General features: G+C 65.0%; 21 protein-coding genes. 10 read left to right on the top strand and 11 right to left on the bottom strand.

Features of this window, described 5'->3' with window-relative positions:
- The first annotated feature begins 36 nt into the window (after positions 1 to 36).
- Entirely contained in the window at positions 37 to 1848 is a 1812-nt protein-coding gene (locus BI327_RS33435) for a winged helix-turn-helix domain-containing protein (protein ID WP_076865632.1), read from the top strand.
- Here the strand turns inward: BI327_RS33435 and BI327_RS43800 are convergent, their stop codons facing one another.
- A complete protein-coding gene (locus tag BI327_RS43800) occupies positions 1849 to 2847 on the bottom strand; it encodes an NUDIX hydrolase (protein WP_076865633.1) in 999 nt (332 codons plus the stop codon).
- 198 nt (positions 2848 to 3045) lie between these two features.
- A complete protein-coding gene (asd, locus tag BI327_RS33445; RefSeq protein WP_076865634.1) occupies positions 3046 to 3912 on the bottom strand; it encodes an archaetidylserine decarboxylase in 867 nt (288 codons plus the stop codon).
- Positions 3913 to 3946: 34 nt separating this feature from the next.
- Between asd and BI327_RS33450 the strand changes: the two genes are divergently transcribed.
- The gene (locus BI327_RS33450) at positions 3947 to 5611 is read left to right on the top strand and encodes an aminotransferase class III-fold pyridoxal phosphate-dependent enzyme (protein ID WP_076865635.1); all 1665 of its coding nucleotides are present in this window, start codon (positions 3947 to 3949) and stop codon (positions 5609 to 5611) included.
- 318 nt (positions 5612 to 5929) lie between these two features.
- Here BI327_RS33450 and BI327_RS33455 read toward each other — a convergent pair whose 3' ends face one another.
- From BI327_RS33455 to BI327_RS33465, 3 genes are all read right to left on the bottom strand, one after another.
- The gene (locus BI327_RS33455) at positions 5930 to 6547 is read right to left on the bottom strand and encodes a hypothetical protein (RefSeq protein ID WP_076865636.1); all 618 of its coding nucleotides are present in this window, start codon (positions 6545 to 6547) and stop codon (positions 5930 to 5932) included.
- 238 nt (positions 6548 to 6785) lie between these two features.
- Positions 6786 to 7475, bottom strand: coding sequence for a class I SAM-dependent methyltransferase (locus tag BI327_RS33460; RefSeq protein WP_038383049.1), 690 nt, complete (start codon positions 7473 to 7475; stop codon positions 6786 to 6788).
- Positions 7476 to 7508: 33 nt separating this feature from the next.
- Positions 7509 to 8564 (bottom strand): glycosyltransferase family 4 protein, encoded by a 1056-nt coding sequence (locus BI327_RS33465; protein WP_076865637.1) that lies wholly within the window; start codon positions 8562 to 8564, stop codon positions 7509 to 7511.
- 138 nt (positions 8565 to 8702) lie between these two features.
- Between BI327_RS33465 and BI327_RS33470 the strand changes: the two genes are divergently transcribed.
- Complete coding sequence (locus BI327_RS33470; protein ID WP_076865638.1) at positions 8703 to 10082, top strand: TAXI family TRAP transporter solute-binding subunit; 1380 nt, start codon at positions 8703 to 8705, stop codon at positions 10080 to 10082.
- 7 nt (positions 10083 to 10089) lie between these two features.
- Here the strand turns inward: BI327_RS33470 and BI327_RS33475 are convergent, their stop codons facing one another.
- A complete protein-coding gene (locus BI327_RS33475) occupies positions 10090 to 11313 on the bottom strand; it encodes an acyltransferase family protein (RefSeq protein WP_076865639.1) in 1224 nt (407 codons plus the stop codon).
- A 249-nt stretch (positions 11314 to 11562) separates the two neighbouring features.
- On the opposite strand from BI327_RS33475, the gene BI327_RS33480 reads away from it, so the two are divergent.
- From BI327_RS33480 to BI327_RS33490, 3 genes are all read left to right on the top strand, one after another.
- The gene (locus BI327_RS33480; RefSeq protein WP_076865640.1) at positions 11563 to 12252 is read left to right on the top strand and encodes a L,D-transpeptidase; all 690 of its coding nucleotides are present in this window, start codon (positions 11563 to 11565) and stop codon (positions 12250 to 12252) included.
- Between the two features lie 211 nt (positions 12253 to 12463).
- Complete coding sequence (locus BI327_RS33485) at positions 12464 to 14032, top strand: DUF4403 family protein (RefSeq protein ID WP_076865641.1); 1569 nt, start codon at positions 12464 to 12466, stop codon at positions 14030 to 14032.
- A 109-nt stretch (positions 14033 to 14141) separates the two neighbouring features.
- A complete protein-coding gene (locus BI327_RS33490; protein ID WP_076865642.1) occupies positions 14142 to 16751 on the top strand; it encodes a hypothetical protein in 2610 nt (869 codons plus the stop codon).
- Positions 16752 to 16778: 27 nt separating this feature from the next.
- On the opposite strand, the gene BI327_RS33495 is transcribed toward BI327_RS33490, so the two are convergent.
- Entirely contained in the window at positions 16779 to 17318 is a 540-nt protein-coding gene (locus BI327_RS33495; protein WP_076865643.1) for a hypothetical protein, read from the bottom strand.
- Positions 17315 to 18160, bottom strand: coding sequence for a hypothetical protein (locus BI327_RS33500; RefSeq protein WP_076865644.1), 846 nt, complete (start codon positions 18158 to 18160; stop codon positions 17315 to 17317). Before BI327_RS33500 ends, BI327_RS33495 begins: the two co-directional genes overlap by 4 nt.
- A gap of 397 nt (positions 18161 to 18557) precedes the next feature.
- Here BI327_RS33500 and BI327_RS33505 point away from each other — a divergent pair, with 397 nt between their 5' ends.
- Positions 18558 to 19772 (top strand): ABC transporter substrate-binding protein, encoded by a 1215-nt coding sequence (locus tag BI327_RS33505; protein WP_076865645.1) that lies wholly within the window; start codon positions 18558 to 18560, stop codon positions 19770 to 19772.
- 126 nt (positions 19773 to 19898) lie between these two features.
- On the opposite strand, the gene BI327_RS33510 is transcribed toward BI327_RS33505, so the two are convergent.
- The 3 genes from BI327_RS33510 to BI327_RS33515 all read right to left on the bottom strand — a co-directional run bounded on the left by BI327_RS33510 (position 19899) and on the right by BI327_RS33515 (position 20939).
- Positions 19899 to 20114 carry a dodecin family protein gene (locus tag BI327_RS33510; protein ID WP_076865646.1) on the bottom strand — a complete coding sequence of 72 codons (216 nt, stop codon included), beginning with the start codon at positions 20112 to 20114 and terminating at the stop codon, positions 19899 to 19901.
- A 281-nt stretch (positions 20115 to 20395) separates the two neighbouring features.
- On the bottom strand, positions 20396 to 20548 hold the full coding sequence (locus tag BI327_RS42825) for a hypothetical protein (protein WP_089025671.1): 153 nt from the start codon (positions 20546 to 20548) through the stop codon (positions 20396 to 20398).
- A gap of 103 nt (positions 20549 to 20651) precedes the next feature.
- On the bottom strand, positions 20652 to 20939 hold the full coding sequence (locus BI327_RS33515; protein WP_245335007.1) for a hypothetical protein: 288 nt from the start codon (positions 20937 to 20939) through the stop codon (positions 20652 to 20654).
- Between the two features lie 464 nt (positions 20940 to 21403).
- On the opposite strand from BI327_RS33515, the gene BI327_RS33520 reads away from it, so the two are divergent.
- From BI327_RS33520 to BI327_RS33530, 3 genes are read left to right on the top strand one after another with little or no spacing between them, the layout of a single operon-like run.
- Positions 21404 to 22393 carry an HlyD family secretion protein gene (locus tag BI327_RS33520; RefSeq protein ID WP_076865647.1) on the top strand — a complete coding sequence of 330 codons (990 nt, stop codon included), beginning with the start codon at positions 21404 to 21406 and terminating at the stop codon, positions 22391 to 22393.
- Positions 22390 to 24720 carry an ABC transporter permease gene (locus BI327_RS33525; RefSeq protein WP_076865648.1) on the top strand — a complete coding sequence of 777 codons (2331 nt, stop codon included), beginning with the start codon at positions 22390 to 22392 and terminating at the stop codon, positions 24718 to 24720. The genes BI327_RS33520 and BI327_RS33525 overlap by 4 nt, the downstream gene beginning before the upstream one ends.
- The gene (locus BI327_RS33530; protein ID WP_076865649.1) at positions 24707 to 25678 is read left to right on the top strand and encodes an HlyD family secretion protein; all 972 of its coding nucleotides are present in this window, start codon (positions 24707 to 24709) and stop codon (positions 25676 to 25678) included. Before BI327_RS33525 ends, BI327_RS33530 begins: the two co-directional genes overlap by 14 nt.
- Positions 25679 to 25713 lie beyond the last annotated feature (35 nt).

Below are 25713 nucleotides of genomic sequence, written 5' to 3' on the forward strand. Positions count from 1 at the left end.
GCCTGAACCTTTTCCGGCGGCCCCGGACCTATACACATGGCATTCTCATTTGGACTGTTCGAGCTTGATGAAGCTGGACGCGTGCTGCTGTGCGCGCGCCAAGAGATCCCATTGCAGCCGCGCGTGTTCGATTTGCTGGTCTACCTTGTTCGACACCGCGACCGCGTCATCTCCAAGGACGAACTCCTCGAAGCCGTGTGGCCCGACGTCACGGTCACCGACAACTCGCTGCAGCGGGCGGTGAGCTCGTTGCGCGCCGCGCTCCGCCAGGGCGACATGGACGGCGCGATCCGAAACCTGCCGGGCAAGGGATATCGCTTCTTCGTCGATTCCGAGAACAGGCAGCCGGAACGTATTGTCCAAAAGCAATCCGACGGCACCATCGGTCTCGCCCGCCGCGCGGCGGCCGCGCAATTATGGCTGCAGGCGGCAACCCTGTTCGAGAGCGCCAATGACGACGGCAAGCTGAACGCCGAAGATCTGCACAATTGGGCACTTGCCCTGCAATGCCTCGGCCGGGCCACGGCCGCCATTCCGATACTGGTCCGCGCGGTCGCTGCGCGCAGCGAAACCGGCGATGCGGCCGGGGCTGCGGTCGACGCGATCGCGCTCTCGGGCCTGCATTTCGAGACCGGTCAGGCCGCGATCGGAAAGGGCTGGCTCGCGCGCGCGGAAGATTGGGCCTCACGGCTCGACGATCCTCCGACGACCGCCCTGCTGTTGTGGATGAAGTCGAAACTGGCTGCGTTCGATGGCGAGCCGGAACAGGCGCTCGCATTGGCCGACGCGGCCTACACCGCCGTCAAATACAAGGATGCGCTCAACATCGAAGCGCTGAGCCTGGCCTATCGCGGCTTCTATCGGCTATGCCTCGGCGACACGCACGGCGGACTGGCCGATCAGGACCACGCCGCCGCGGTCGCACTGTCCAGCAACAATCTGGACCCGATCACGGGCGGTAGCCTCTACTGCAACATTCTCTGGGCAGCGCGGATGTTCGGAGATTGGGCGCGGGCCGACCAGTGGACGCGCAGCTACCAGAATTTCTGTTCGAGCAGCGGCATGGAATTGACGGGTTCGTGTCAGCTGCATCGCTCCGAGGTGCTCGGCATCAGGGGCTCGCTCGACGAGGCGCTGGCTCGCATTCAGGACGCGCTCGCGCGCCTGACGAGCGATGCGCCATGGTCGATGGGCGATGCCAACCGGGTGCTGGGCGATATCCTGGCTGCGATCGGCCATGACGACGCAGCGTTTGAAGCCTACGACAGGGCCTACACGCTGGGCTGGTGCCCGGAGCCAGGCCGCGCCATGCTGTTGCTCGCAAGAGGCGAAGCGGAAGCCGCCTATGCAAGCCTCGAACGCAGTTTGATCGGCAAGACCTGGTGGACACTGCAACGGCGGGGAATCCTGCTTGCGCATCTGGCGCTGGTTGCGGCCCACACGCGACGGGCCGCCAAGGCAAAGGCATTGATCTGCGAACTTTCGGGAAGTCCGGATCGCTGGCCAGTGCCCTCGATCCGCGCGCTCACCAACGAGGCGCAGGCGATCCTGGCCCTGTCCCGGCAGGATCACGAAGCGACCATGCGGCATCTCCATCTCGCCCGCCAGCTGTGGTCCAGCATCGACGGACGGGTCCAGATCGTAAGGCTGAGGCTGCAGATTGCCAGTCTTCAGCTCGAGCATGGCGACGTTCGCGGCGCCACGGCCGAAGTTCATGCGGCGCAGCTCGTGGCGGGTGAATTGGGTTCGCCCAAGCTCGTTGCCGATTGCACTGCCTTGCGCCACGACATCGACGCTTCGCAGCAAGCCACGCCTCGGGCCGAGCGACGTCAGGTCGTGTGCCGCTGATCACGCTGCGCGGCGCAGCCAATCGCGCACGCGCTCGATCAGGTTCTTGCGCGGGATCGGCTGGACGGCCGTGACAACGGGTTCGATCTCGCGCGCGGATGAATGCGGCGCTTCGGATTCCGAAGCCGCCACGGCATGCTTGGTCTCGACCACTTCGCCGGCATCCGCAGCTTCATGCTCCGGCACCATGGCCGGCTGATCCGGCTCGGCATCCGCGTGCGTCGCCGCGATATCCGATGGCTCCGCCATGACCGGCCCCGCAACAGGCGCCGATGCGTCAACGACGATCGGCGTCTCGGCCTCGGCGTCCACGGGCGCTTCAGCGACCACGGGCGCTTCAGCGACCACGGGTGCGTCGGCAACCACGGGCGCCTCAGCGACCACCGGCGCCTCAGCGACCACGGGCGCCTCAGCGACCACGGGCGCCTCAGCGACCACGGGCGCCTCAGCGACCACCGGCACCTCGGCGTCAACCGGCACTTCAGCGATCGCAGGCGTGTCAACGACGGGCTCTTCAACAGCCAGGCGCGCGCGGCGGCGCTCGGCGGCCGCAGCCCGCAGACGCGCGCGCCGCTCGCGCTCGGCATTCGCCGCGGCCTGCAACGCGATCGGGCCGACATTCTCCAGGAACGCACGCTCATAGCCGCGCGACAGCCGCTCGAGCGCGGCGTCGAGCGGCAGCCAGTCGACTTCCCTGATGTCACTCATCAACTCGCGCACCGGCTTGCCGCCGGCATCCATGCGCCAGTAATGCACCACCTTCGAGCGCCCGCCTGAATCATAGACCAGCGTGCCCAGGAACTCATGCACGTCGACGTCGTGGCCGGTTTCCTCCAGCACCTCGCGCTCGGCCGCGGCGCGCGCCGTCTCGCCGTCGTCGAGCTTGCCCTTCGGCAATACCCACTCATTGCGCTTGCGCAGGCGCACGACGGCAAAGCGCGGCGGTGTCTCCCGCCGCAGCACAATGCCTCCCGCCGCCAGAACAGGCGTCCGCGCCATCTCGTGTCCCAAAGGTTTGCGATTTAGGATCGTCGCACGACGATCGCAGTCATTCTAAAGCATGATCTGGAAAAGTGGAAACCGGTTTTGCGGGCACATCGTGCTCAAACAATGACACACAAAGAAAAAAGCACGCTCAAAGCTTATATTTTGACGCGCTTTCTTCACGCGAACCGATGCCCGCTTTGCTCGACAGCGCTATGAAGGCTTTCGCAACAGCGGCTCGCCGCATTTGATCCGCGTTCCCTCAGCGACATTGTCGCAGAACTCGAAATTGCCGGGCGCGAGCACGATGATGGTCGAACCGTGCTCGAACCAGCCGAGCTCATCGCCCTTCTTCACACGCGCGTCACATGGGAAGTCCACCGGACCGCGCGACTGCGCATTCAGTGTGACGTCGAGGAAATGCAGGCGCAGGCTGGCGACCAGGATGGCGGCGACCGGAACCAGCGTCAGCGCCTCGCCGGTCGGCAGTTTTGCGCGCAATACCGCGCGCTCGTTCTTGCAGAACAGCCGCTCGATCCGCTTCAGCGCGATCGGATTGACGTTCCAGACGTCGCCGTGGATGAACGTGACCTTGTCGATCGCAAGGTCATAGGGCGCGTGGAAGCGGTGATACATGCTCGAGGTCAGCCGCAGCGTGACGAAGTGGCCGTTCCGGTGCTGCTCCACCAGCGCGGGATCGCCGACCAGATCGAGCAGCGAATACGGCGCGCCCTTGACCTGGAACAATTGCCCGTCCTCGATCCGGCCATGCGCGCCGATGATGGCGTCCGATGGGCTGGCGATGATGGCGGGATCGGCCGCCGCCGGGCGCAGGCCGGGCTTGAGCTCGCGGGTAAAGCAGTCGTGCAGGCTCTTGAACTCGGTCTTCTTCGCTTCCGACAGATCGAGGTCGGAGAACAGCTTCCAGCAGGCGATCGAGGCGTCGCGCACCAGCGGATTCTCGACCTTGGAGAACCGGCCCATGAAGCGGGTCAGCGCCGCCCGCGGAATCCGGTTGGTTAGCAGGAAATTGAGGTCTTCCTGCTGGGTGAATGCCGAGATCAGGCCCTTGATTGTCATGAATCTGTTAGGTGCTGAGGCTAGCGCTTCTGTCATGGAAACATCCCTTCCGATTCTCTCGCTGTCCGCCGCCGCCCTTGCCGGCGCCGCCGCAGCTTTCCCCAAAATTCAGGCCCGCATCGCGCTGTCGCGTGCCAAGCACCGCTCGCTGACCGGACATTCCAAGATGTCCAAGATGGTCGCGCGCATGGTCCCGCGCTACGAATTCGACATCGACGAGTTCTTCTGCTCCGACGGAGCGCCGAAGGACATCGCGATGCAGCGGCAGGACGGCTTCTTCCGCCTCGCCGGCCTCTACGCGGATCGCTACCCCAAGGGCCGCGCCCTCACCGCCGAGGTGACGGAGCGCATCTCCGACCTGCAGTTCACCGAAACCTACCGCGTGCCGTTCCAGTACAGCCGCCTGGTGCGCGAGCATCTCGGCACCTCGTCCTTCGTGCAGGCCTCGAGCGGCGTCACCGTCACCGATGTCGACGGCAATGTGGCCTACGACCTGACGGGCTCCTACGGTGTCAACATCTTCGGCAACGACTTCTACAAGGAGTGCATCGCCGAGGGTGAGAAGCGCGCGCATGCGCTCGGCCCCGTGCTCGGCCCCTACCACCCGATCATTGCCGACAATGTGAAGCGGCTCTGCGAGCTCTCCGGCCTCGACGAGGTCTCGTTCCACATGTCCGGCACCGAAGCCGTGATGCAGGCGGTGCGGCTCGCGCGCTACCACACCAAGCGGACGCATCTCGTGCGTTTCGCCGGCAGCTATCACGGCTGGTGGGGCGAGGTGCAGCCCGGCGTCGGCAATCCGGTATCGCCGCACGAGACCTACACGCTCGCCGACATGTCGGAGAAGACGCTGCACGTGCTGCGCACCCGCAAGGACATCGCCTGCGTGCTGGTCAATCCGCTGCAGGCGCTGCATCCGAATTCCAATGCGCCCGGCGATTCCGCGCTGGTCGATTCCTCGCGCTCCTCGAAGTACGACCGCGCCGCCTACACCGAATGGCTGAAGAAGCTGCGCGAAGTCTGCACCGAGCGCGGCATCGTGCTGATCTTCGACGAGGTGTTCGTCGGCTTCCGCCTCGCGGCCGGCGGCGCCCAGGAATATTTCGGCGTCAAGGCCGACATGGCGACCTACGGCAAGAGCCTTGCCGGCGGGCTTCCGATCGGCGTGGTGTGCGGCCGCAAGGACCTGATGCGCCGCTTCCGCGACGACCGTCCGGCCGACATCTGCTTCGCCCGCGGCACCTTCAACTCGCATCCCTACGTGATGACGGCGATGGACGAGTTCCTGAGCCGGCTTGCCAGCCCGAACTTCCGCTCGATCTATAACGGGCTCGACGAGACCTGGAACGGCCGCGCCAAGTCGCTCAACGACCGGCTCGCCGCCGCGGGACTTCCGGTTCGCGTCGGCAACATCTCGTCGATCTGGACCGTCTATTACACCGAGCCGTCCCGCTACAACTGGATGCTGCAATACTATCTGCGGGCCGAAGGCCTGGCGCTGAGCTGGGTCGGCACCGGCCGGCTGATCTTCACGCTGAACTACACCGACGCCGATTTCGCCGAGGTCAGCGACCGCTTCGTCGCGGCAGCCGAGAAGATGAAGCGCGACGGCTGGTGGTGGCACAAGGAAGGCCTCACCAACAAGAACATCAAGCGGCAGATCCTGAAAGAGATGGTCGCCGTGCGGTTCGGCCGCTGACGGCCGGCCCTGCTCTCTCCCCCCCTCGCCCCGCTTGCGGGGAGAGGGGGACTCTCCACAATCACACTGACAGACGGACTCGCCGAGAGTCCCCCTCACCCGGATCGCATCTGCGATGCAACGTAGCCGAAGCTTCGCTTCGGCGTCACTTCGGACGGCCGCCAAAGGCGGCCTGTGCCTCTCCCCGCAGGCGGGGCGAGGTGAAGTCGGAATGCGGTCGAGGTGGCTCAACAAAAGTGTATCCGCCCTAGCCCTAAGAACGTAGATGCCCGGGACAAGCCCGGGCATGACGCAGTTTGAAGACGCTGGGAGCAACGATCAGGCGTGCTTGACGTGCTTCTCGAGACCCGGATCGATAAGCTCGCCCTTCATCAGGAACAGCGGCGCCTTGTGATAGAGCTTCAGGTCGTGGAAGGGGTCGGTGATGATCTTGGTCATCCAGACGAGGCCGGTTTCGACGTCGCGGATGAAGAACAGGTGGATGGTGCGGAACAAGAGACCGCCGACGCCGACCACGAGCCAGATCTTGGCGACCTGACGGGTGAAGTCACCCATCGTGACCCAGGGCTTGAACAGGCCGAACAGGGTCGGATCGAAGTACAGCACCATCGGCGACAGTGCCCAGATCGCCATCAGCACGACCTTGCGCTGCAAATTGTAGCCGACCTTGATATCTTCCTTGTGCTCGTGGGTCGCCTGGTTGACGTGGTCATAGCCCTTCGGCTCGAAGAAGAAGTGACCGGCCTGGCGCGAGGTCATCGAGACCAGCCAGCCGACCAGCGCCGACACGACCGGATCGAAGAACAGCATCACATAGGCGAACAGGAAGCTCAGCGCGCTGACGAAGTGCAGGCTCTGGTTGATCCGGCTGTGATGGTAGAAGCGATGGTCATCCCAGCGCTGAGTACGCAGCTCTTGCAGAAAGTTCTTGATCATTGGTTCCCCCAACATCTTTCGGGACAGGATCTACAGGGATTCGATGTATCGCGTGTGACATCATCATAATGACATATGACAATGCGGAGCGACACCTTGACGCTTACCGGAGAAGGGTCTCGCCTCACCCGGAGATTTGCGGGGATGAGGCGGAGGAGATCGTAGCCTCCGGGTTCGGGGCGCGCTGTGCGCCACCTCACCTGGGGGTGTGAGGCCTGGGCGGCCTCAGGCAGCCGCTTCAGGCGGCCTTGGCAACGTCCGCCTTGCGGAAGCGGACCAGCGAGAAATGGCCGAGCGGCGGGATCAGGCGGCGCTCAGCGAGCTCCATGCCGCGCGCGCCGGCGAGCCATTTGGTGTAGCGCGACCAGGCGAATTCGGCGGTCCGGAACCCGAGCGGGCGCACCACCGGCTGCAGCTTCTGCTCGATGAAGCGGCGGACGCCGGCATCGGCGCTGACGCGGGTCAGGATGATCAGCTCACCGCCCGGGCGCACCACGCGGGCGAACTCGTCGAGGGCGGCTTCCGGGTTCGGCACGGCCGAGAGCACGTACTGCGCCATCACCACGTCGAACGAATTGTCGGGGAATTCGAGCTTCTCGGCGTCCATCACCGCGAGGCCCTCGACATTCTTCAGGCCCTGCTCGGCCACCCGCTTCTTGGCCTTCTCCAGCATCGCCTCGGAGATGTCGGTGCCGAAGATGCGCACGTTCTGGCTATAGAGCGGCAGCGAGATGCCGGTGCCGACGCCGACTTCGAGCACCCGGCCGCCGATCTTGTTGGTGGCCTGGATCGCGGCCTGCCGGCCCTTGCTGAACACACCGCCGAACACGAGGTCGTAGATCGGGGCCCAGCGGTCATAGGCCTGCTCGACCGTTTCGCGGTCGAAGTCCATGGAACGGTCGGCGCCCAGCTTGATGATTTCAGCCATAGAGAGTCTCTCGTCTTTCGTTCGATTGAGCTGTTAATTTGGAACCGCACTGCGGCCGGCGACGCGACGGGCGGGCCGCGGCGCGCGGCTCGGCTGCAACGTGGCCAGATTGCCGATGAACTGACGCGCACTGTTTTCCCAGGAACGCTCCAACGCAAAATTGCGGCAGTCGGCGCGCGACATGTTCAGCGCGCGCAGGCAGGCGCTGCGCAGATCGTTGTCGATCGCGCCGATCGGATGATCCGCGATCACGTCCTTCGGGCCGGTCACCGGGAACGCCGCGACCGGCGTGCCGCAGGCCAGAGCCTCGAGCTGCACGACGCCGAACGTGTCGGTCAGGCTCGGGAACACGAAGACGTCGGCGGCAGCGAGGTGCGAGGTCAAATCCTGGCCCTTCTTCTCGCCAAGGAAGATCGCGTCGGGATATTTCTGTTCCAGCGCCGCCCTTTGCGGGCCGTCGCCGACCACGACCTTGGAGCCCGGCAGGTCCAGCGACAGGAAGGCGTCGAGATTCTTCTCCACCGCGACGCGGCCCATCGTCATGAAGATCGGCCGCGGCAGATCGAGCAGCGCCGGCTGATCCGGATTGAAGATTTTGGTGTCGACGCCGCGGGTCCAGAAGCCGAGCCTGCGGAAGCCGCGCTCGGCAAGCTCTGACCGCAGCGAGTCGGTCGCGACCATGGTCATCGATCCGGCGGCGTGAAAGTGGCGCAGCACCGCATAGCCGACGCTGTCGGGAATGCCGGTGCGGACCGAAACATATTCCGGGAAGCGCGTTGTATAGGACGTGGTGAAGGCGAGCTTGTTGCGCTGGCAATAGCCGCGCACCGCCCAGCCGATCGGTCCTTCGGTTGCGATGTGGATCGCCTCGGGCGCGGCCTCCTCGATCCGGCGCGCGATCTCGCGGCGGTTCGGCAGCGCCATGCGCAGGCCCGGATAGGTCGGCACGCCGACCGAACGGAAACCGTCGGGCGTGAGGAATTCGATCTCGGCGCCGAGGGTCGCGGCGCTGCGCGCAAGCGACGTCAGCGTCCGGACCACGCCATTGACTTGCGGATGCCAGGCATCGGTCGCAACGAGTATGCGCATTGCAGGAGATCCAAATCGTTAATCTTGATTCTGCTCGCATGACGTTCTGACATGGATGTTTCAAACGTATGACGTCATCGAAATGTTAGGTTGTTTTTCACGGCAAACCGCCGGTTTCTCGTGTAAGATGACAACCAGATGTCAGAGCAGAGCGAAAATCCCGGCACCACGCGCCGCAGGCTGAGACGGCGAAACTCGTCGCTGCTGATCCTTGCGACCGGAATGCTCGTGTTCGGTCTCGCCGCCGGCGCGCTGTTCTATGCGCTGCGTCCGGTGACGCTCTCGATCGCGGTCGGCCCGACCGGCAGCGAGGACGTCAAGCTGATCCAGGGCTTCGCCCAGACCTTTGCGCACGACGGCAGTTCGGTGCGGCTGAAGCCGGTGCCGACGCAGGGCTCGGCCGAGAGCATCGCGCTGTTCACCGCCAACAAGGTCGACCTCGCCGTCGTGCGCGGCGACCTCGATCTGCCCGCGAGCGCCGAGTCGGTTGCGATCCTGCGCAAGAATGTCGTCGTGCTGTGGGCGCCGTCGGGTGCCAAGGGCAAGCGGCGGTCCGCCAAGATCAAGACCATCGACGATCTCGCCGGGCACAAGGTCGGCGTGGTCGGCAGCACCCAGGCCAATGTCACGTTGCTGCGCGTGATCCTGACCGAGTCCGGCGTCAACCCCGACAAGGTCGCGGTCAGCCAGTTCAAGGTCAACCAGATTGCCGATCTCGCGCGCGATCCCTCGCTCGACGCCTACATGACCGTCGGCCCGCTCGACAGCAAGGTGACCGCGGAGGCGATCACGGCGACGGCGGCCGCGCGCGGCGAGCCGGTGTTCCTTCCGGTCGACGTCTCGGAAGCGATCGCGCAGAAACATCCGCGCTACGAGTCCGAGGAGATCGCCGGCAGCATCTTCTCGTCGTCGCCGGCGCGACCGGAGGACAAGGTCGAAACCGTCGGCGTCAATCATCTCGTGATCGCGCAACACAAGCTCGACGACGCGACCGTCGGCGCGCTCGACCGGCAATTGTTCACGCTGCGGCTCCAGGTCGCGCGCGACCTGCCGGCGGCGGCCAAGATCGAGAAGCCCGACACCGACAAGGACGCTGCACTGCCGGCACATCAGGGCGCCGCCGCCTATATCGACGGCACCGAGCGCACCTTCCTGGAAAAATACTCCGACTACATCTGGGGCGGCATCCTGCTGATCTCCGGGCTCGGCTCGGCGGGCGCCTGGCTGCGCCACTACATGAAGCGCGACGAGCGCGAGCACTACATCACCCATCGCGACAATCTGCTGACGCTGATCTCGCGGGTGCGCGGCGCCGAGACGGCGGAACAGCTCGCGGCGATGCAGGGCGACGCCGATGCGCTGCTCCGCGAGGCGCTCGATTGCTACGACGACGGCGCGATCGAGGAAGGCGATCTCGCGGTGATCGGGCTGACGCTCGAGCAGTTCCACCACGCCGTCTCCGACCGCCGCGCCGTGATCGCCGGCGACCGGCCGGGCCTGTCGCGGATGCGCGCGTAGGGCGTCGTCAGGAGGATCGCCTGCTGCGCGGGCCGCTCGCCGTCACGGCAAGCGGCGTGATCCCGTCGGGCACCCTGACCGTGTCGTCCGGCGCGAGGCGCTTGCGTGCCACGAACGAGAAGCGGCTGCGCAGCTTCAGGATCGGCTTCTCGATCCAGTGCCAGGAGAACGCCGCGAACAGGGTGATCAGCAGCAGCGCGACCGCGAACTGCACGATGACAGGCACCTGCGGCAGCCAGACCCGCACGACCTGCTGCACCGGAAATCCGTAGAGATAGATGCCGTAGGAATAGTCGCCGCGCGAGAACAGCGGCAGCCGCGGCAGCTTCGATACGCCGAGATAGGCGGTGATGTAGACCAGCGCCGGCGCAACGACGGCGTTGAGCACCGGCTGGCTCATCCAGTCGGCCGGCCCGAGCAGCGCAGCGCCGGCGCAAAGCGCGCAGCAGGCGGCAAGGACGCGCCCGTCATAGGGAATACGGTCGCGATAGAGAAAGATCGCGATGCCGAGCATGAAGGCGACCGGCAGTTTCGCGCCGCGTCCGAGGAACGGCGCCGTGCTGAAGATTCTTTCTTGCAGCGTGCCGGCAACACCTGCCGGCAGTTGCGACGGTTGCGCCATGTGCCCGGTGAATGACAGCGCAAGGCCGATCCCGACCAGCACCACGGCACCGACCACGATGAGCGCCGGTTTGCGCAACAGTCCGAGCAGGATGAACACCGTCATCAGCGCGTAGCAGCCATATTCGAACGGCACCGTCCACAGCGAGCTGTTGACCTCCGGCGCGGGGTTGCCGCTGAACACGCCCGGCAGCACGTAGTTCACCAGGCCTACGATGTTGGTGAAATATTTGTAGGTGCCGGAATTGGTGAAGTAGTCCCACAGCGGCAGCGCGGTGAAGATCGGCCCGAGGATCAGCGCCGAGAGCACGATCTCGACCGCGAGCGCCGGAATGATGCGCATGCCGCGATTGGTGAGGAACTCCTTCAGGCTCAGCCGCAGTCCGCTCGCCGCGATGAGAAATCCGCTCAACGCGAAGAACATCACGAGAATGGCGTAATGCGGAAACCAGGCGATCCACGCCTGCTCGCCGCCACTGCCGCCGCTTGCGACGTAGGGCGCGTGGGCGGCGACGACGGAAATCGCCAGCGCGATGCGGAGAAAATTGAACCCCGGACCAAAGCCCTTCTGCCGATCCAGCATGCTGCCGATCGAGCGACCCTGCATCATTTCTACTCCATTTCGAAACAATGCGTTGGGACAGCAAGCGCCGTGCCAGGAAAGATGTCTTAGGGAGGGCCCCCCTCGCCCGGCAACGCCCCCTTAACCCTGCGACGAAACACCGACGAAACAATTCCCTAACGGCACGAAACCATTTTGGCGATTTCGTGCAAACGTCCTGAAACGCCTCAACTGTACTGGTTTGACCCAACGACGCGCCGGAACTGGCGCGCAGGGCGCAAACAACAGGGGTCGACAATGTTCAATTCCATCAAGCTGAACGCACGTCTCGCTGCCGCCGCCTTCGGTGCGCTGGCGATTGGATCAGTCGCTTTCTCGAACTCCGCCGCGGCCGCTCCGCTGCCGATGTTCCCCTTCATCCTGACGCCGCCGACCGAGGCCGTGCAGCCCCCGGTGCAGTCGATGCCGCAGGCGCAGGAGGAAGACCGCTCCGTTGAGCTGCCCGCCCGGCTCCGCCGCCAGGTCGTCGCCTATCCGACCCGCGAAGCGCCCGGCACCATCATCATCGATACCCCGCACACCTATCTTTATCTCGTGCTCGGCAATGGTCAGGCGATGCGCTACGGCATCGGCGTCGGCCGCGAGGGCTTCACCTGGTCGGGCACCCAGACCATCACCAAGAAGGCGGAGTGGCCGGATTGGACCCCGCCACCGGAAATGATTGCCCGCCAGCCCTATCTGCCGCGCCAAATGGCCGGCGGCCCCGGCAACCCGCTCGGCGCCCGCGCCATGTATCTCGGCGGCACCATCTACCGCATCCACGGCACCAACGCGCCGGAGACGATCGGCACCCGCGTGTCGTCCGGCTGCCTGCGCCTCACCAATGAGGACGTCACCGACCTGTATTCGCGGGTCAGCGTCGGCACCAAGGTGATCGTGCTGCCGATGACCGACCGCCGCGCCGACCTCGGCTCGGCCGTCCGCTAACGAAAACCCGACTTCCCCAAGCCTCCTCCAAGGCTCAGACAACGGCTCCGGCACCCCGCCGGGGCCGTTGTCGCGTTCACAATCGTTAACGTCCAGGTGACCCCGGACGTGCGGCCTGCTTCCGCCCCTGAAGCAGCTTGATCCCGCCACACTGGCGCCCTCGTCGGGGGGCCTGTACAACCCGTCAAGTTGATTTTCATCCGGGGGGACGATGCGTCTACCGATGCATCCAAGGACGATCGCGCTCGCGCTCACTGTGGTGGTGATCTCGTTCGTGATCAGCCTCAAAGCCATGGACTGGCTCGCGCCGAGCGTCACGCTGCAGAAGCCGCAGCTCGCCGAGCTGCCGCCGCTGCCGCAGGCGCCGCGCTCCTCGACGGTCGTGGCGCAGGTCTCGGTCGCGCTATCAGCGATCCGTGACGCCGCCGAACGCGGCGCACCGAAGACCTTTGGCGGCAAGGCCGACAATCCGGTGCAGCAGATCCTGCAAAATGCCGACATCGGCTGGACCGCATCGCGCGGGCCGATCGCGGCCACCGGCGCGCAGGACGTGCTGACGCTGACGACCCCGATCAACGGCACGCTCAAGGTCACCGGCTCGCTGTCGGACAAGGCGACCGGCGCCGTCACCAGCGCGCTTGGCAACCTGCTCGGCGGCAATGTCGCCAAGCAGATCGGCTCCGTGAATATCAAGAACATCAACGCCAATGCCGACATCAAGGGCAGCGTCACGCTGACCGCGCGGCCCAAGCTCGGCGCGTCCTGGCGGATCGAGCCGAACCTGCAGGCGCAGGTCAATCTCGGCGACACCAGCCTGTCGGCGGCCGGCGTCCGCATCAACGTGCCGGCCCAGGTCAAGCCGGTCATCGACAAGGCGGTCGCCGACCAGATTTCCGCGGTCGAGGCGCGGTTGCGCAACGACCCGGTGTTCCAGAACAACGCCCGGGCACAATGGGCCAAAGCCTGCCGCTCGATGCCGCTGCAGGGCACCGGCGGCACCTCGTCGATGCCGCCGATGTGGCTCGAGCTGCGGCCGATCCGCGCGATCGCAGCGCAGCCCAAGGTCGATGGATCGTCGGTGATCCTGACGATGGGAATCGAGGCCGAGACGCGGATCACCGAGGCGCAGACCACCCCGAACTGCCCGTTCCCCGACAAGCTCTCGATCGTGCCGCCGATGTCGAGCCAGATCGCGATCGGCCTGCCGGTCGACATGTCCTTCACCACGCTGACGCAGCTCGTCGAGGCGCAGCTGAAGGGCAAGACCTTCCCTGAGGACGGCTCCGGCCCGGTCGACGTGACCGTCAAGAGCGCGAGCATCGCCGCCTCCGGCGACCGGCTCTTGATCTCGCTGCTGGTGCACGCCAAGGAGAAGAAGAGCTTCTTCGGCTTGGGCGCCGAAGCGACCGTGCACATCTGGGGCCGGCCGCGGCTCGACCAGCAGGCGCAGACGCTGCGGCTGGCCGACGTCGAGCTCGCGGTCGAATCCGAAGCCGCGTTCGGCCTGCTCGGTGCCGCCGCGCGGGCCGCGATCCCGCACATGCAGCAAGCCCTCAGCGACCACCTGGTCGTCGACCTGAAGCCGTTCGCGGCCAACGCGCAGCGCAAGATCGCCGCCGCGATCGCCGACCTGCAGAAGAACGAGGAAGGCATCCGCGTCGACGCCGACGTCAACAGCATCCGCCTCGCCGACATCGCGTTCGATTCGAAGACGCTGCGGGTGATCGTGGAAACCGACGGCACCATCAAGGCCGCCGTGACGGCATTGCCGGCGCTGTGACGAGCCTCTGGTAACAAACCCTTGCGCGGCAGCAAATACAATCTAAAATTGACGATTGTTTCACTACGACCGATTTTGAGCGACGTGATATTTTCGGGGTGGCATCGCCATGCAATCTGCAATTCCAGGTGCGGGCCCGAATCCGGCCCAAGGTCACGCGGATAGCTCGGAGCCCGCAAAGCTCAACGTGCCCGCAGGCACTCTGACCGAGGCGGAGGCACTCGAGATCGAGCGCCGCAACCTCAGAGCCACCCGAACGGATAGCTCGGAGCCCGTGAAGCTCAATGTGCCCGCGGGCACTCTCACCGAGGCGGAGGCACTCGAGATCGAGCGCTGCAGCCTCAGAGCCAGCCGCAAAAAGAAAATCGAGTCATGGATCGGCATAGGCTGTTCGGGTGGAGGCATCAGGTCGGCAACGTTCTGTCTGGGGGCGCTTCAGCGGCTCGCCGGCGCGGGGCTGCTGGAGCAAGCAGATTATCTGTCCACCGTATCCGGCGGCGGTTACACCGGTTCATCGCTGCAGTGGTGGTGGCATCGCGATGGAAAGACCAACGCCGGCACGGCGTTTCCCTATGGCGTCGAACTGCGGAGCGACAGCTGGCGCCTCCGGTCCCTGCGCAACCATGGCAGCTACCTCACGCCGGGCGACGGCATCACGTTCTGGTCCGGGATCGCCGTCGTATTGCGAACGATATTTCTCAACATGGCGGTCTGGTTTCCGCTTCTCGTGCTCACGCTGATCGCGCTTGTCGGACTGCCCAAGCTCGTCGTGTCCGGCACATACCCGATCATTCCGTGGAATGCCGATTTTGGCTACATCGCCTATCCACGGGCATTCATGGTGTTTCTGTACCTCGCCGCGCTGATGGTCGGCCTTCTGCTGATATTCGGGGTGCTGCTGGCCTGGACCTCGATCCTCATCCCGCCTGAAACCCGCGACAACGCGAAGGAACGATTGAGGCGCGGTGTGACCTGTGCGCTTGTCAGCGTCGTCCTGTTTGGGATCGCACTTTTCGGTCGTCAATATTCCAAGGTCGTTCCCGACTACGCAGGCCTGGTCGAATCCGTATTCTCGAACCTCGCCGTCTTCCTGGTCGGACTGCTTGCAGCGGCAACGATCTTCATCACGCTGCTGCAGTTGCTCGGCAAACTGCCGGTCGGGCTGAACTACCTGCTGAGGAGGTCCTTCGATAGCCACGCCGGCAGCGCGCTGATCCTCTCCGCGACCGCCGCCCTGATCGGATCCATTCCGTTCGTGGCCGGAGCCATCGTCGCCGCGGGAGCCGAATATCAGAAGACGACGACCCTTGCCGCGACCGCCACCGTGCTGAGCGGCGTCGTCTCCGGTCTTTACGGTCACCTGGTGCAGGCGCAACGCGCGCTGGACAGCCCGATCGGCCGCTGGCTCGCCGCCGCGGCCGCCGGCGCCTTTCTCTATCTGCTCGCGATCATCGCCTATATCGTCGCGGATTTCCTCACAGCCGACACGTTCACCCTTTCACTGATCGTTCGTCCGTTTCCGACCCTCGTTCACTGGTATTACCAGGCGCTGGTCGTCGTCTGCGGCTCGATCGTCTTTGCGCTCGTGTTTGGCTGGTTCTCCAACCTGAACCATCTTGGACTGCATCGCTTCTATCGCGACCGGCTGATGGAGGCGTTCATGCCGACCTATGACGACAAGGGCAAACGGTCGCTGTTCACGGATGCCGAAGGCACCACCCTGTCGGAAATCTGGCCGGACCCGACGGAAGCAAAATCGAAGCCGCTGCGGCCCTATCCGCTGATCAATGCCAATGTCATTCTGGTCAACGACCCCGAGCTCAAATTCCAGATTCGCGGCGGCGACAATTTCATCCTGAGCCCATTGCTGGTGGGATCCTCCGCCACCGGCTGGCAGACCACATCCGATCACATCAAGCAGCATGGCCCCTTGACCCTGGCATCGGCAATGGCCGGGTCCGGGGCAGCCGCGAACGCCAATGCGGCCTATATCGGCTCAGGCATCACACGGGACCGGATCGTCTCCGCGCTGATGATGATGCTGAACATGAGGCTGGGTATCTGGATCGGCTCGCCGAGCGGACGCCCCGGTCGACCCAATCATTTCCGGCCGGCGCTGACCCACGGCATATTTCGCTGGGGGTATCGGCGAACCAGCCGCTTCGTCGAGCTTTCCGACGGCGGGCACTTCGACAATCTGGGCCTTTATGAGCTCGTCCGCAGGCGCGCCGACCTGATGATCATCATCGATGCGGAGGAGGATCCCTCCACCGCGATGAAGGCCCTTGTGTCCGCCTGCCAGCGGATTCGCGAGGACTTCGGCACCGAGATCGAGATCGGGAACGCTGCAGATATCCTGTATGCGAAGGAGCGCAACGGCTATCCGCTCGGCGCAAAGTTTGCGCAGCAGCCGTTCTTCTGCTGCAAGGTCCAATACCCCGCACCGGACCGCAAGTCCGCGGCGCTGCTCTACATCAAGGCGAGCATGGTGGAGGGACTGGGATTTACCGTTCGCGGCTATCGGGCCGCAAATGCGGAGTTTCCGAACCAGCCGACGGCGGACCAGTTCTTCGATGCGGCGCAGTTCGAAGCCTACCGCGAATTGGGCCATGTGTGCGCCTCCGCGATGATCGACCACTTCAAGCTGGACGGCAAGAAACTACTGGACACGGTTTTTGCGGCGATGCAGCTGAGCGTGCCGACCAAGCCTTCGCCTTAGGCCGCGGCCAAGGCAGCCCGTTGACCGTCAAGCCGGCGGCAGGATGTAGACGAAGGTCCACACATAGAGCGCATTGAACGCCCACATGGCGCCCAGATGCACCATTGCCGCGGAGCGATCCCGCCACAACCGGGTTCGGTAGAACACGATCGCGATGCACGTGCCGAGCAGCGAGAAGCATATCGAGCTGATCAGCCGCCCCAGCTCGGGGCGAGCCGTGACCAGACGGAGCGACGCATCCATCGTGTAGGCCAACGGGGTCAACCTCACCACCAGGAACACGGTCAGCGTCATGATCCATGCCAGCGAGAAGATCGGAAACAGGCTGTCGCGGTCACGCCCCGCCACCGAACCGAAGAAGTAGAAAAACACGAACGGCAGGACGCCCAGCAGCAGCGTCATCGAATCGTCGATCGTCACTCCCTCGGTCCAGCGAACCGCGCGGGCAAACAGGAACAGCGTGCACCCGGCGGCAATGACGGCGAGCCAGCCGGCCGACGCCCCGCGCCTGCGTGCGGCTTGCCCGGTCTCACTTCTCGGGTCTTGCCCGGACTCGCTATCCGTCATCTGACCTCAAGCGGTTGCCACCTCTTTTCTCCGGCGCGCCAAAGCGTCGTCCTGTTCTCGATGTCGTTGACGCGGAGGACCTGATCGGCCGCGGCCGAATCCAAGCTGAACATGATGCATGTCGGGCGGTTTGGGGCCACCTTGTAGTGGAAGATTTCTGTGCGCTGCTGCTGCAGCCGGGACGGCGCGGCCAGCGCCTCGGGGATCAAACTGCGGGCGATATTGACGGTGGCGTAGCTCCAGCCGTTGTCGACCACGGTCATGTCGTAGGAAAATTGCGAGCGATTGTTGCGATATTCGAACCCGGCATAGTCCGTGCTGTCGCTCGAACGGCAGCTCCCTCCCCCCGGATATTTCGAATGAAAGCTCTCGATGACCTGCCGGCTGGTCTCGGGCGAGGCGGGATCGGGACTTGAATCCAGCGCCCTCGATTCGAGGAATCCTCTGCCATGATAGTCCTCATAGGCGCGCGCCGTCACGCTCCTTGATTTGAATGGGGGGCTCGAGCACTGCCGATCGGGGTACGAATTTTCGCGCGCCAGCTTCACCAGGCCGGATCGCGAGGCACTCTGCCGCGATCCCCAGCGCGCGGTCTTGACGACCACCACTCCCGCCCGCTCCATCCCGTCCTTCACGACGAACGCAAACGAAAAGGGCGTCGGCTTCTTGAGGTTCTCGAACCCGGTGAACAGAAGCCAGTCGCCCGCGTCGTTCTGTGCCAGCAGCGCGCCATCGTCGAATCCAGCCAGTGTGGCGGCAGGCAGATCGCAGCGGTCCGCAGCCCCTGCCCCGACGTCAAGTGCTCCCAACGCGAACATGATGATCAACAAGCGCATCAGCATTGGCTACTCCTATCCAGACGACGTTTGATCGGCATTGGCGCGGTCGGAACGACGAACTGAAGATCAGAAATCGAAGCTTTCGCCTGTGCCGGCCGATCGCCATGATGGCGACGGCAAAAATACTATTTCAGAGTGAATATAATCCACACGATAACCAGAGATTTATAACCGATCCGCAACCGAAGTCGAGTGCCGGGCCGGGCGCTCCGTTCCGGATTACCGGCTTTGCAGTCGTTAGCCGGGAGATCGCGGCGCGCACCGCTCGATCGAGGCGTTCCCGTCCGCGCCGCCGCGCCCCTCCAGGCATGCCCAAAAAGTCGTCTTTGCGACAGCTTGCCGCACCGGATAGAAGGTGCCCCGTGGAAGCAACCAACGAAAAGTCAGGGAGAGATATACGATGAAATCGCTCTTGGCCGCAGCGGCGGCCGGCCTCGCGCTCGCGGCCTCCGGTACCGCGGCGAACGCCCAGATCTCCGACGATGTCGTCAAGCTCGGCGTGCTCACCGACATGTCGAGCCTCTATGCGGACGCCACCGGCAAGGGGTCGGTCGCCGCCGTCGAGATGGCGGTCGCCGATTACGGCGGCAAGGTGAAGGGCAAGCCGATCCAGGTCGTCGTGGCCGATCACCAGAACAAGCCCGACGTCGGCGTCAGCATCGCGCGCAACTGGTACGACAACGACAAGGTCGACGCGATCCTCGACGTGCCGACCTCGTCGGTCGCATTGCCGATCTCCGCATTGACGCGCGAGAAGAACAAGATCCACATCAATTCCGGCGGCGGCTCCTCCGACATCACCGGCACCGCCTGCTCGCCGAACACGGTGCACTGGACCTACGATACCTATGCGCTGTCGAACGTCGCCGGCAAGGCGATGGTCAAGCGCGGTGAGGACACCTGGTTCTTCGTCACCGCCGACTACGCCTTCGGCATGGCGCTGCAGCGCGATGCCGCCAACGTCGTCAAGGAAAGCGGCGGCAAGGTGCTGGGCGAAGTCCGTCACCCGCTCAACTCGTCGGACTTCTCGTCCTTCCTGCTGCAGGCGCAGGCCTCCAAGGCGAAGGTCGTGGCGCTGGCCAATGCCGGCGGCGACACCACCACCGCGCTGAAGCAGGCCGCCGAATTCGGCCTCACCCAGGGCGGCCAGAAGCTGATCGCGCTGCTGATGGAAATCACCGACACCCATGCCCTCGGCCTGAAGGCGACGCAGGGCCTGATCGTCACCGACGCCTTCTACTGGGACATGAACGACGAGACCCGCGCCTTCTCGAAGCGCTTCAACGAGAAGGTCGGCCACATGCCGACCATGATCCAGGCCGGCCTCTATTCGGCGACCATGCATTACCTGAAGGCGATCGAGGCCATCGGCACCGACGAGGCGCCGAAGGTGATGGAGCAGATGCGCAAGACGCCGGTCAACGACTTCTTCGCCAAGAACGGCCATATCCGGATCGACGGCCGCATGGTGCACGACATGTACCTGTTCGAGACCAAGAAGCCCGAGCAATCCAAGAACGAGTGGGACCTCTACAATCTGATCGCCACCGTGCCCGGCGACGAGGCTTTCCGCCCGCTCGACAAGGGCGGCTGCCCGCTGGTGAAGTCGAACTGACGCGGGTAGAGATTCCGTTGGCTGCAGCCAAAGAGACTGCGTTCCCTCTCCCGCTTGCGGGAGAGGGCTGACGTGTTGCGTCGTCGCGTGGTGTGCTCTGCGCGAACGCGTGAAGCGCGCCTGTGCCTACGAACCTTCGAACTTGAACGAGACCTTCAGCTTGGCACGGTAGGCTTCGACCTTGCCGGCGGCGTCCAGTTGCAGATCGAGTTCAACAACCTCGGCAACACGCAAATCGCGCAGGGACTCTCCGGCCCTGCTGACCGCCGCTGCGGCCGCCTTTTCCCAGGAGTCCTTGCTGGTACCGATCAGCTCGATCACCTTGTAGACGCTCTCAGCCATGTCGTCCTCCCGATGTTGCAAGGCGGGCCGCAAGCGCGCCCGCCGCGATCAGCCTAACATCGGGATTTCCCTCCCGATAGGATGCGCCGCACCAATCGGCTGCGATCTGCGAAGGGCGGGCATTTCAAGCCCGTCATCGGGCATGCATGTCGTCGACGGCTTTCCTTGTCCGCCGGCGCCGGAGCGCGATGATGAGTTCACTTCGAATCGTCATCGCGCGCCAGCTGTCTGTCCGAGCGTGATCTTTTCGGAAAACAGCTTCACGGTTTTCCGGATCTGCTCTAGTCGCCGTTCGCGCCCGGGATCATCCAGGTCGCATAGGTCTGCCAGACGCCATCGCCGAGATTGCGTTGATAGGCGATGAAATCGGCATGGTCGCCGTGCACGAGCTCATAGCGATAGTACCTCGAGAGGTCGTCGATCTGCTTGGTCATGGTACGTCTCCGTCGTCGGGGAAGTCACTGTCTTTCGACGTAGTCGAGGCGCGCCTGCGGTCAATAGCATGATAATGATCATTCAATCACAGGCGCGCGAGCTTCAACGGCCGGCGCGATGCGCGCGGTGGCGCGCCACGTGAACGGTGCCGATGCCGCTCTCCTGCGCCTGGAGCGCCTGCAGCACCGCGGGCGGTTCCAGCACGAGCCTGGCCGCCGGCGTCGGCGCGCCGTTGTTGAGCACGTCGCGATAGGGATAGAGCGCCTGGTAGGCGGCCGGCTCGGAGATCGCGGCCTGGGCCGATGCCGCCGTCGCGGCAATGGCGGACAGCGCCGCGGCCAGCGCGATGGCTTTGAACGGGCGTGCGAAATGGGACATCCTGGTGGTCATGGTAACGCTCCTGCGATTTATATCGCGTACGATTAATTCGTTCGCGCTTGATAAAGGCGCGGCGCGGCCGGTCTTCAAGTATCCCGATTTAATCGGATGCGATTTATTCGAGTGCGGGGCTTCAAATATCCGTGTGGTCCGCGCGGCCATGCGCGGCCGGCAAGGCCGCTCTGTTCGCGGAGCGCCGCTGGCGTGTCAGCCGGCGCGCTGGTGATCGTAACGGCCGGTCGATGCGAAACATTGAAATGAGGCGGCCTCGCCGGCTCCGGATGCGCGCGCTTCCGAAGCGGTCAAATTCGAGCTGGATCGGACAGGCTGCCGAGGTTGGCAGGATTTAACATCCGCGCCATAGTGGATGACTATCCTGGTCGTGAGCCAACGCGGGGTCAGCTATGGACGTGTCTCCTTCCGGTAGCGAGAACCAAAGCACGTCGCGACCGACACAGGCAGCGCGCCAGGAGAATGTGCACGCCGCAACACGCACACCGGCGATCATTGTCGGCATCGTTGCGGCAATCATCATTGCGTTGTCCGTCTACTATCTGCTGCGGCCGGAGCCCCTGCTCGTGCAGGGCGAGGTCGATGCGACGCGGCTCGATATCGCGGCGCGCGTCGACGGACGGGTCAAGGACATCCCGGTCGAGCGCGGACAGAACGTGACGGCGGGCGCCGTCCTGGTGCGCATCGACAACCCGGAAACGCTTGCCAAGCAGGACCAGATGCGCGCCGCGAAGGCGGTCGCCGATGCACAGCTCGCCAATGTGCTGGTCGGGACACGGGTCGAAACCATTGCCGCGCGGAAGGCGGAAATGGAGCGTGCCGAGGCGGCGCAGGTGCTGGCGCAGAAGACGTTCGATCGCACCAAGACATTGACCGAGCAAGGCAACGCGCCACAGGCCCGCCTCGACCAGAGCACCGACGCCCTGCATGAGGCCGAGCGCGGCCTCGATCAGGCCAAATCGGCCTATGAGCAGGCGGTCAACGGCTACACCAAGGAGGAGCGCGCGATCGCGAAGGCGAATGTCGAGAAGGCCGAGGCAGACATTCAAAGCGTCCAATCGGTCGTCGATCAGCTCGCGGTCTACGCGCCGGTCGCGGCGCAGGTCTATCAGCGCAACGTCGAGCCGGGCGAATATGTATCGCCGGGCGTGCCGCTGGTGACGTTGATCGATCTCGCCGATCTGTGGATCCACTTCGATCTGCGCGAGGATCTGGTCAAGGGCCTGAAGGTCGGCGACAAGTTCGACGTCCGCATTCCCGCGCTCGATGATCGCCACGTCACGGTCGAGGTCAAGCTGATCGCAACCAAGGGCGAATATGCGAGCTGGCGGGCCACGCGCGCCACCGGCGATTTCGACTTGCGGACATTCTCGATCCGCGCCTATCCGGTTCAGCCGGTGCCCGAGCTGCGACCGGGCATGAGCGCCTATCTCGACTGGAAGTCGCGGCAATGAGACTGGCAGCGAAGCCGGGATTCTGGCGGGTCGCACAGCGCGAGTGCCGCTGGCTGCTGCGCGATCGCGTCGCGTTGCTCCTGATCTTCGGCGTGCCGCTGTTTGCGTTCGTGGTGCTCACCACGGTGTTCAGCCAGCCGGTGATCCGCGGGCTCGGCGTCACGATCGTCGATGCCGACAGGTCGGATGCCTCGCGCGCGCTGACCCAGCTCGTGGCGGCATCGCCGAGCCTGCGCATCGTCGACGACTCCGGGTCGCTGTCGACCGCCGTGCAGGACATCCGGTCCGGCAAGGCGATTTCGGCGATCTTCATCCCGCCGAATTTCGAACGCGACCTGAAGGCCGATCGCCGTCCGCAGGTGGTCGGCTTCTACAACCAGCAATTCCTGACGGCGGCCGGGATCGCGTCCTCGGGCTTGAGCGATGCGCTGACCGCCGCGGCGAACGCGGCCGCGCCGGCCAGGCGCGCCGCGCCGGCGCCGGCCTCGATCGGCACGCTGAGCGCGGAGACCATCGCGCTGGTCAATCCGCAGAAGAACTACGCGCAATTCCTGTTGCGCGCGCTGCTGCCGACCATCATCCATGTCGTGATCACGCTCGCCGCAGGCTATTCGGTCGGCTCCGAATTCCGCCGCCGCAACGCAAGGGAGTGGCTCGCAAGCGCCGGCGGCGATCCGGTCGCCGCGCTGGCCGGCAAGCTGGCGCCGCTGTTCTGCATCTTCGTGGTGATCATGCTGGCGGTGACGCTTGCGCTGGAAGGTGTGCTGCAGATCCCCTTCAGGGGTGATGCGCTGCTGATGATCGCCGCCGGCGCGCTCCTGATCATTGCCTATTTGTCGATCGGCGCGCTGTTGCAGCTTCTGGTCGGCGACCTCGCGACCGGGTTGGGACTCGCCGGCCTGATCGCCTCCCCCGCCTTCGGTTATGCGGGCGTCGGCTTTCCGACCATCGGCATGAACACGTTTGCGCAGGTCTGGAGCGCGATCCTGCCGCTGCGCTGGTACATGGCGGTCCTGATGGGACAGGCAGCGCGCGGCTTGCCGGTCGCGGAATCCGCGCCTCCCTTTGCGGCACTCGCGGGCCTCACATTGCTGTTCGCCGGCCTCGCATGGCTGCGCATGGCGAGCCTCACGCGCAGGGGATGGTTCGAGATGGCGCGGCCCGCCGAAGAGGCGGCGAATGAAGCCACACCGCCGGGCGTCGGCGGCGCCTTCCTGGCGGAATGGCGACGTGTGCTCGGAACGCGCAGCGCCTTCACCTTGCTGTTCCTGGCTCCGCTGATCTACGGCATCTATTATCCGCAACCCTATCTGAACCAGATCCTCCGCAAGCTGCCGATTGCGGTCGTCGACAATGATCTGAGCGAACTCTCCCGCCAGATCGTCGAGACGCTCGATGCGAGCGGCACGCTGAGCGTGACGGTGCGCGCCCGCACGCTGGCCGAGGCGCGCACCGCGATCGATCGCGGCGACGCGTTTGCCGCGGTCCAGATTCCGTCCGGCACCGAGCGCGACGTGCTGAAGGGCATCACCGCCCACATCCCGGTCTACGCCGACGCCACCTATCTGTTCGTGTTCAGATCGACCGCAAGCAGCGTCGCCACCGCGATCGGTACCCTGACATCGGAGCTGGCCTCGCGGGGTGGGCGTTCCGAAGGAAGTCTCGTCAAGGCGAAGCTGGCGAGCCTCAGCCCGGGCAACGTTCTGCTGCAACCGATCTTCAATCCGGTCGGCGGCTATGCGAGCTACATCGTCCCGGCCGCCTTCATCTTGATCCTGCAGCAGACACTGCTGATCGGCGCGGCGATGCTGACCGGCACGGCGCTGGCAGGCGCCGGCGGCGCGTTGTCAGGCGTGTTCGGGCGCGGCATCGCCCATCTGACCATCTATTTGCCGGCGCTCGCGCTCTATCTGATCGTGCTGCCGCGGCTGTATGGTTTTTCCGCGCTTGGGCATTTGCCGCAACTGTTCGCACTCGCGACCGTCTTCATCCTGGCGACGAGCTTCCTCGGACAGGCGATCGGCGCCTGGTTCACGCGGCCGGAGAACGCCACCATCCTGCTGCTGGCAACCAGCCTGCCGCAATTCTTCACCGCCGGCTTCGCGTGGCCGCGCGAGGCCATTCCCGACGCGGCCAAGGCACTGGGGCGGCTGTTCCCGGCCGACTCCGCGATCGACGGCCTCGTACGCATCAACCAGCTCGGCGCAAGCATTTGGGAGGTCGGACACGACTGGCTCTGGCTGTGGTGTCTTGCGCTCGGCTATTTCGTGCTCGCCGTGATCTCCGCGCTGGTGTTCAGGAGAGGAGCGCAGCATGCCCAACGCTAGCCGCGTCGCCATGATCGCGATCCCGCTGGTGCTCGTCGCGGGCGCGCTGATCTATGCCGGGAGCCGCGCGACGCCGGCGCCCGCAATCGTCGGCGTCGTCCGCTCGACCGAGGTCAGGATCGAGCCGGAGGTCAACGGCCAGCTGGTGTCGATCGCAGTCGGGAAAGGCGCCCAGGTGCGCGCCGGCGACGTCGTTGCCAGGCTCTCCGCAGTCGAACTGACCGCGCAGGCCGACCAGGCGCGGGCAGCGCTGGCCGCCGCGGTGGCGAGCCGCAACAATATCTATGCCGGCGTTCGCCGCGAGCAGGTCGATTCCCTGAAGGCGGCGATCTCCAAGGCCAATTCGCGCCTCGAATACGTGCAGACCCAGTTCGGCAGGATCAGCACGCTGGCCGGACAGAATTTCGAAACCCAGCAGGCTCTCGACCAGGCCCAGAACGATGTCGCCGCGGCGCGCGCCGGCGTGGCCGCGGCCCAGGCGAATTACGATGCCGCGGTGGCGGGGCCGACCAAGGAGGAGCGCGCCATCGCCGACGCGCAGGTGCAGGCCGCGGCGGCCACCGTCGCGGTGCTCGAGCGCCGTCTCGACAAGATGGTGCTGCATGCGCCGGTCGACGGCGTGGTCAGTGTCGTCGCGGCGGAAGTGGGCGAGAACGTTCGCGCGGGTCAGCCGGTCATGGCGGTCGCGGCAGCCGGCAAGCAATGGCTCTCGTTCAATGTGCGCGAGGACCATCTCAACGGTCTTGCGATCGGAAACACCGTGAACGTGATGCGGAATGCCATCGGCGGCGCGACCAAGGCGCTCGTCACCGAGCTGCGGCCGCTTGGGGTGTTCGCCACCTGGCAGGCCGAGCGGGTGATCGGCGATCACGACCGCAATACGCTTCGCCTGCGTCTCGATCCCGCCGGCGCCGCGGAAGGTCTCGAACCCGGCATGGCGGTCCGGATCGAGCGTTGAAGCGCACACCACGCGGCAGTCATCCCCCTGTCAGG

Source organism: Bradyrhizobium mercantei, from assembly GCF_001982635.1.
GTDB classification, from domain to species: domain Bacteria; phylum Pseudomonadota; class Alphaproteobacteria; order Rhizobiales; family Xanthobacteraceae; genus Bradyrhizobium; species Bradyrhizobium mercantei.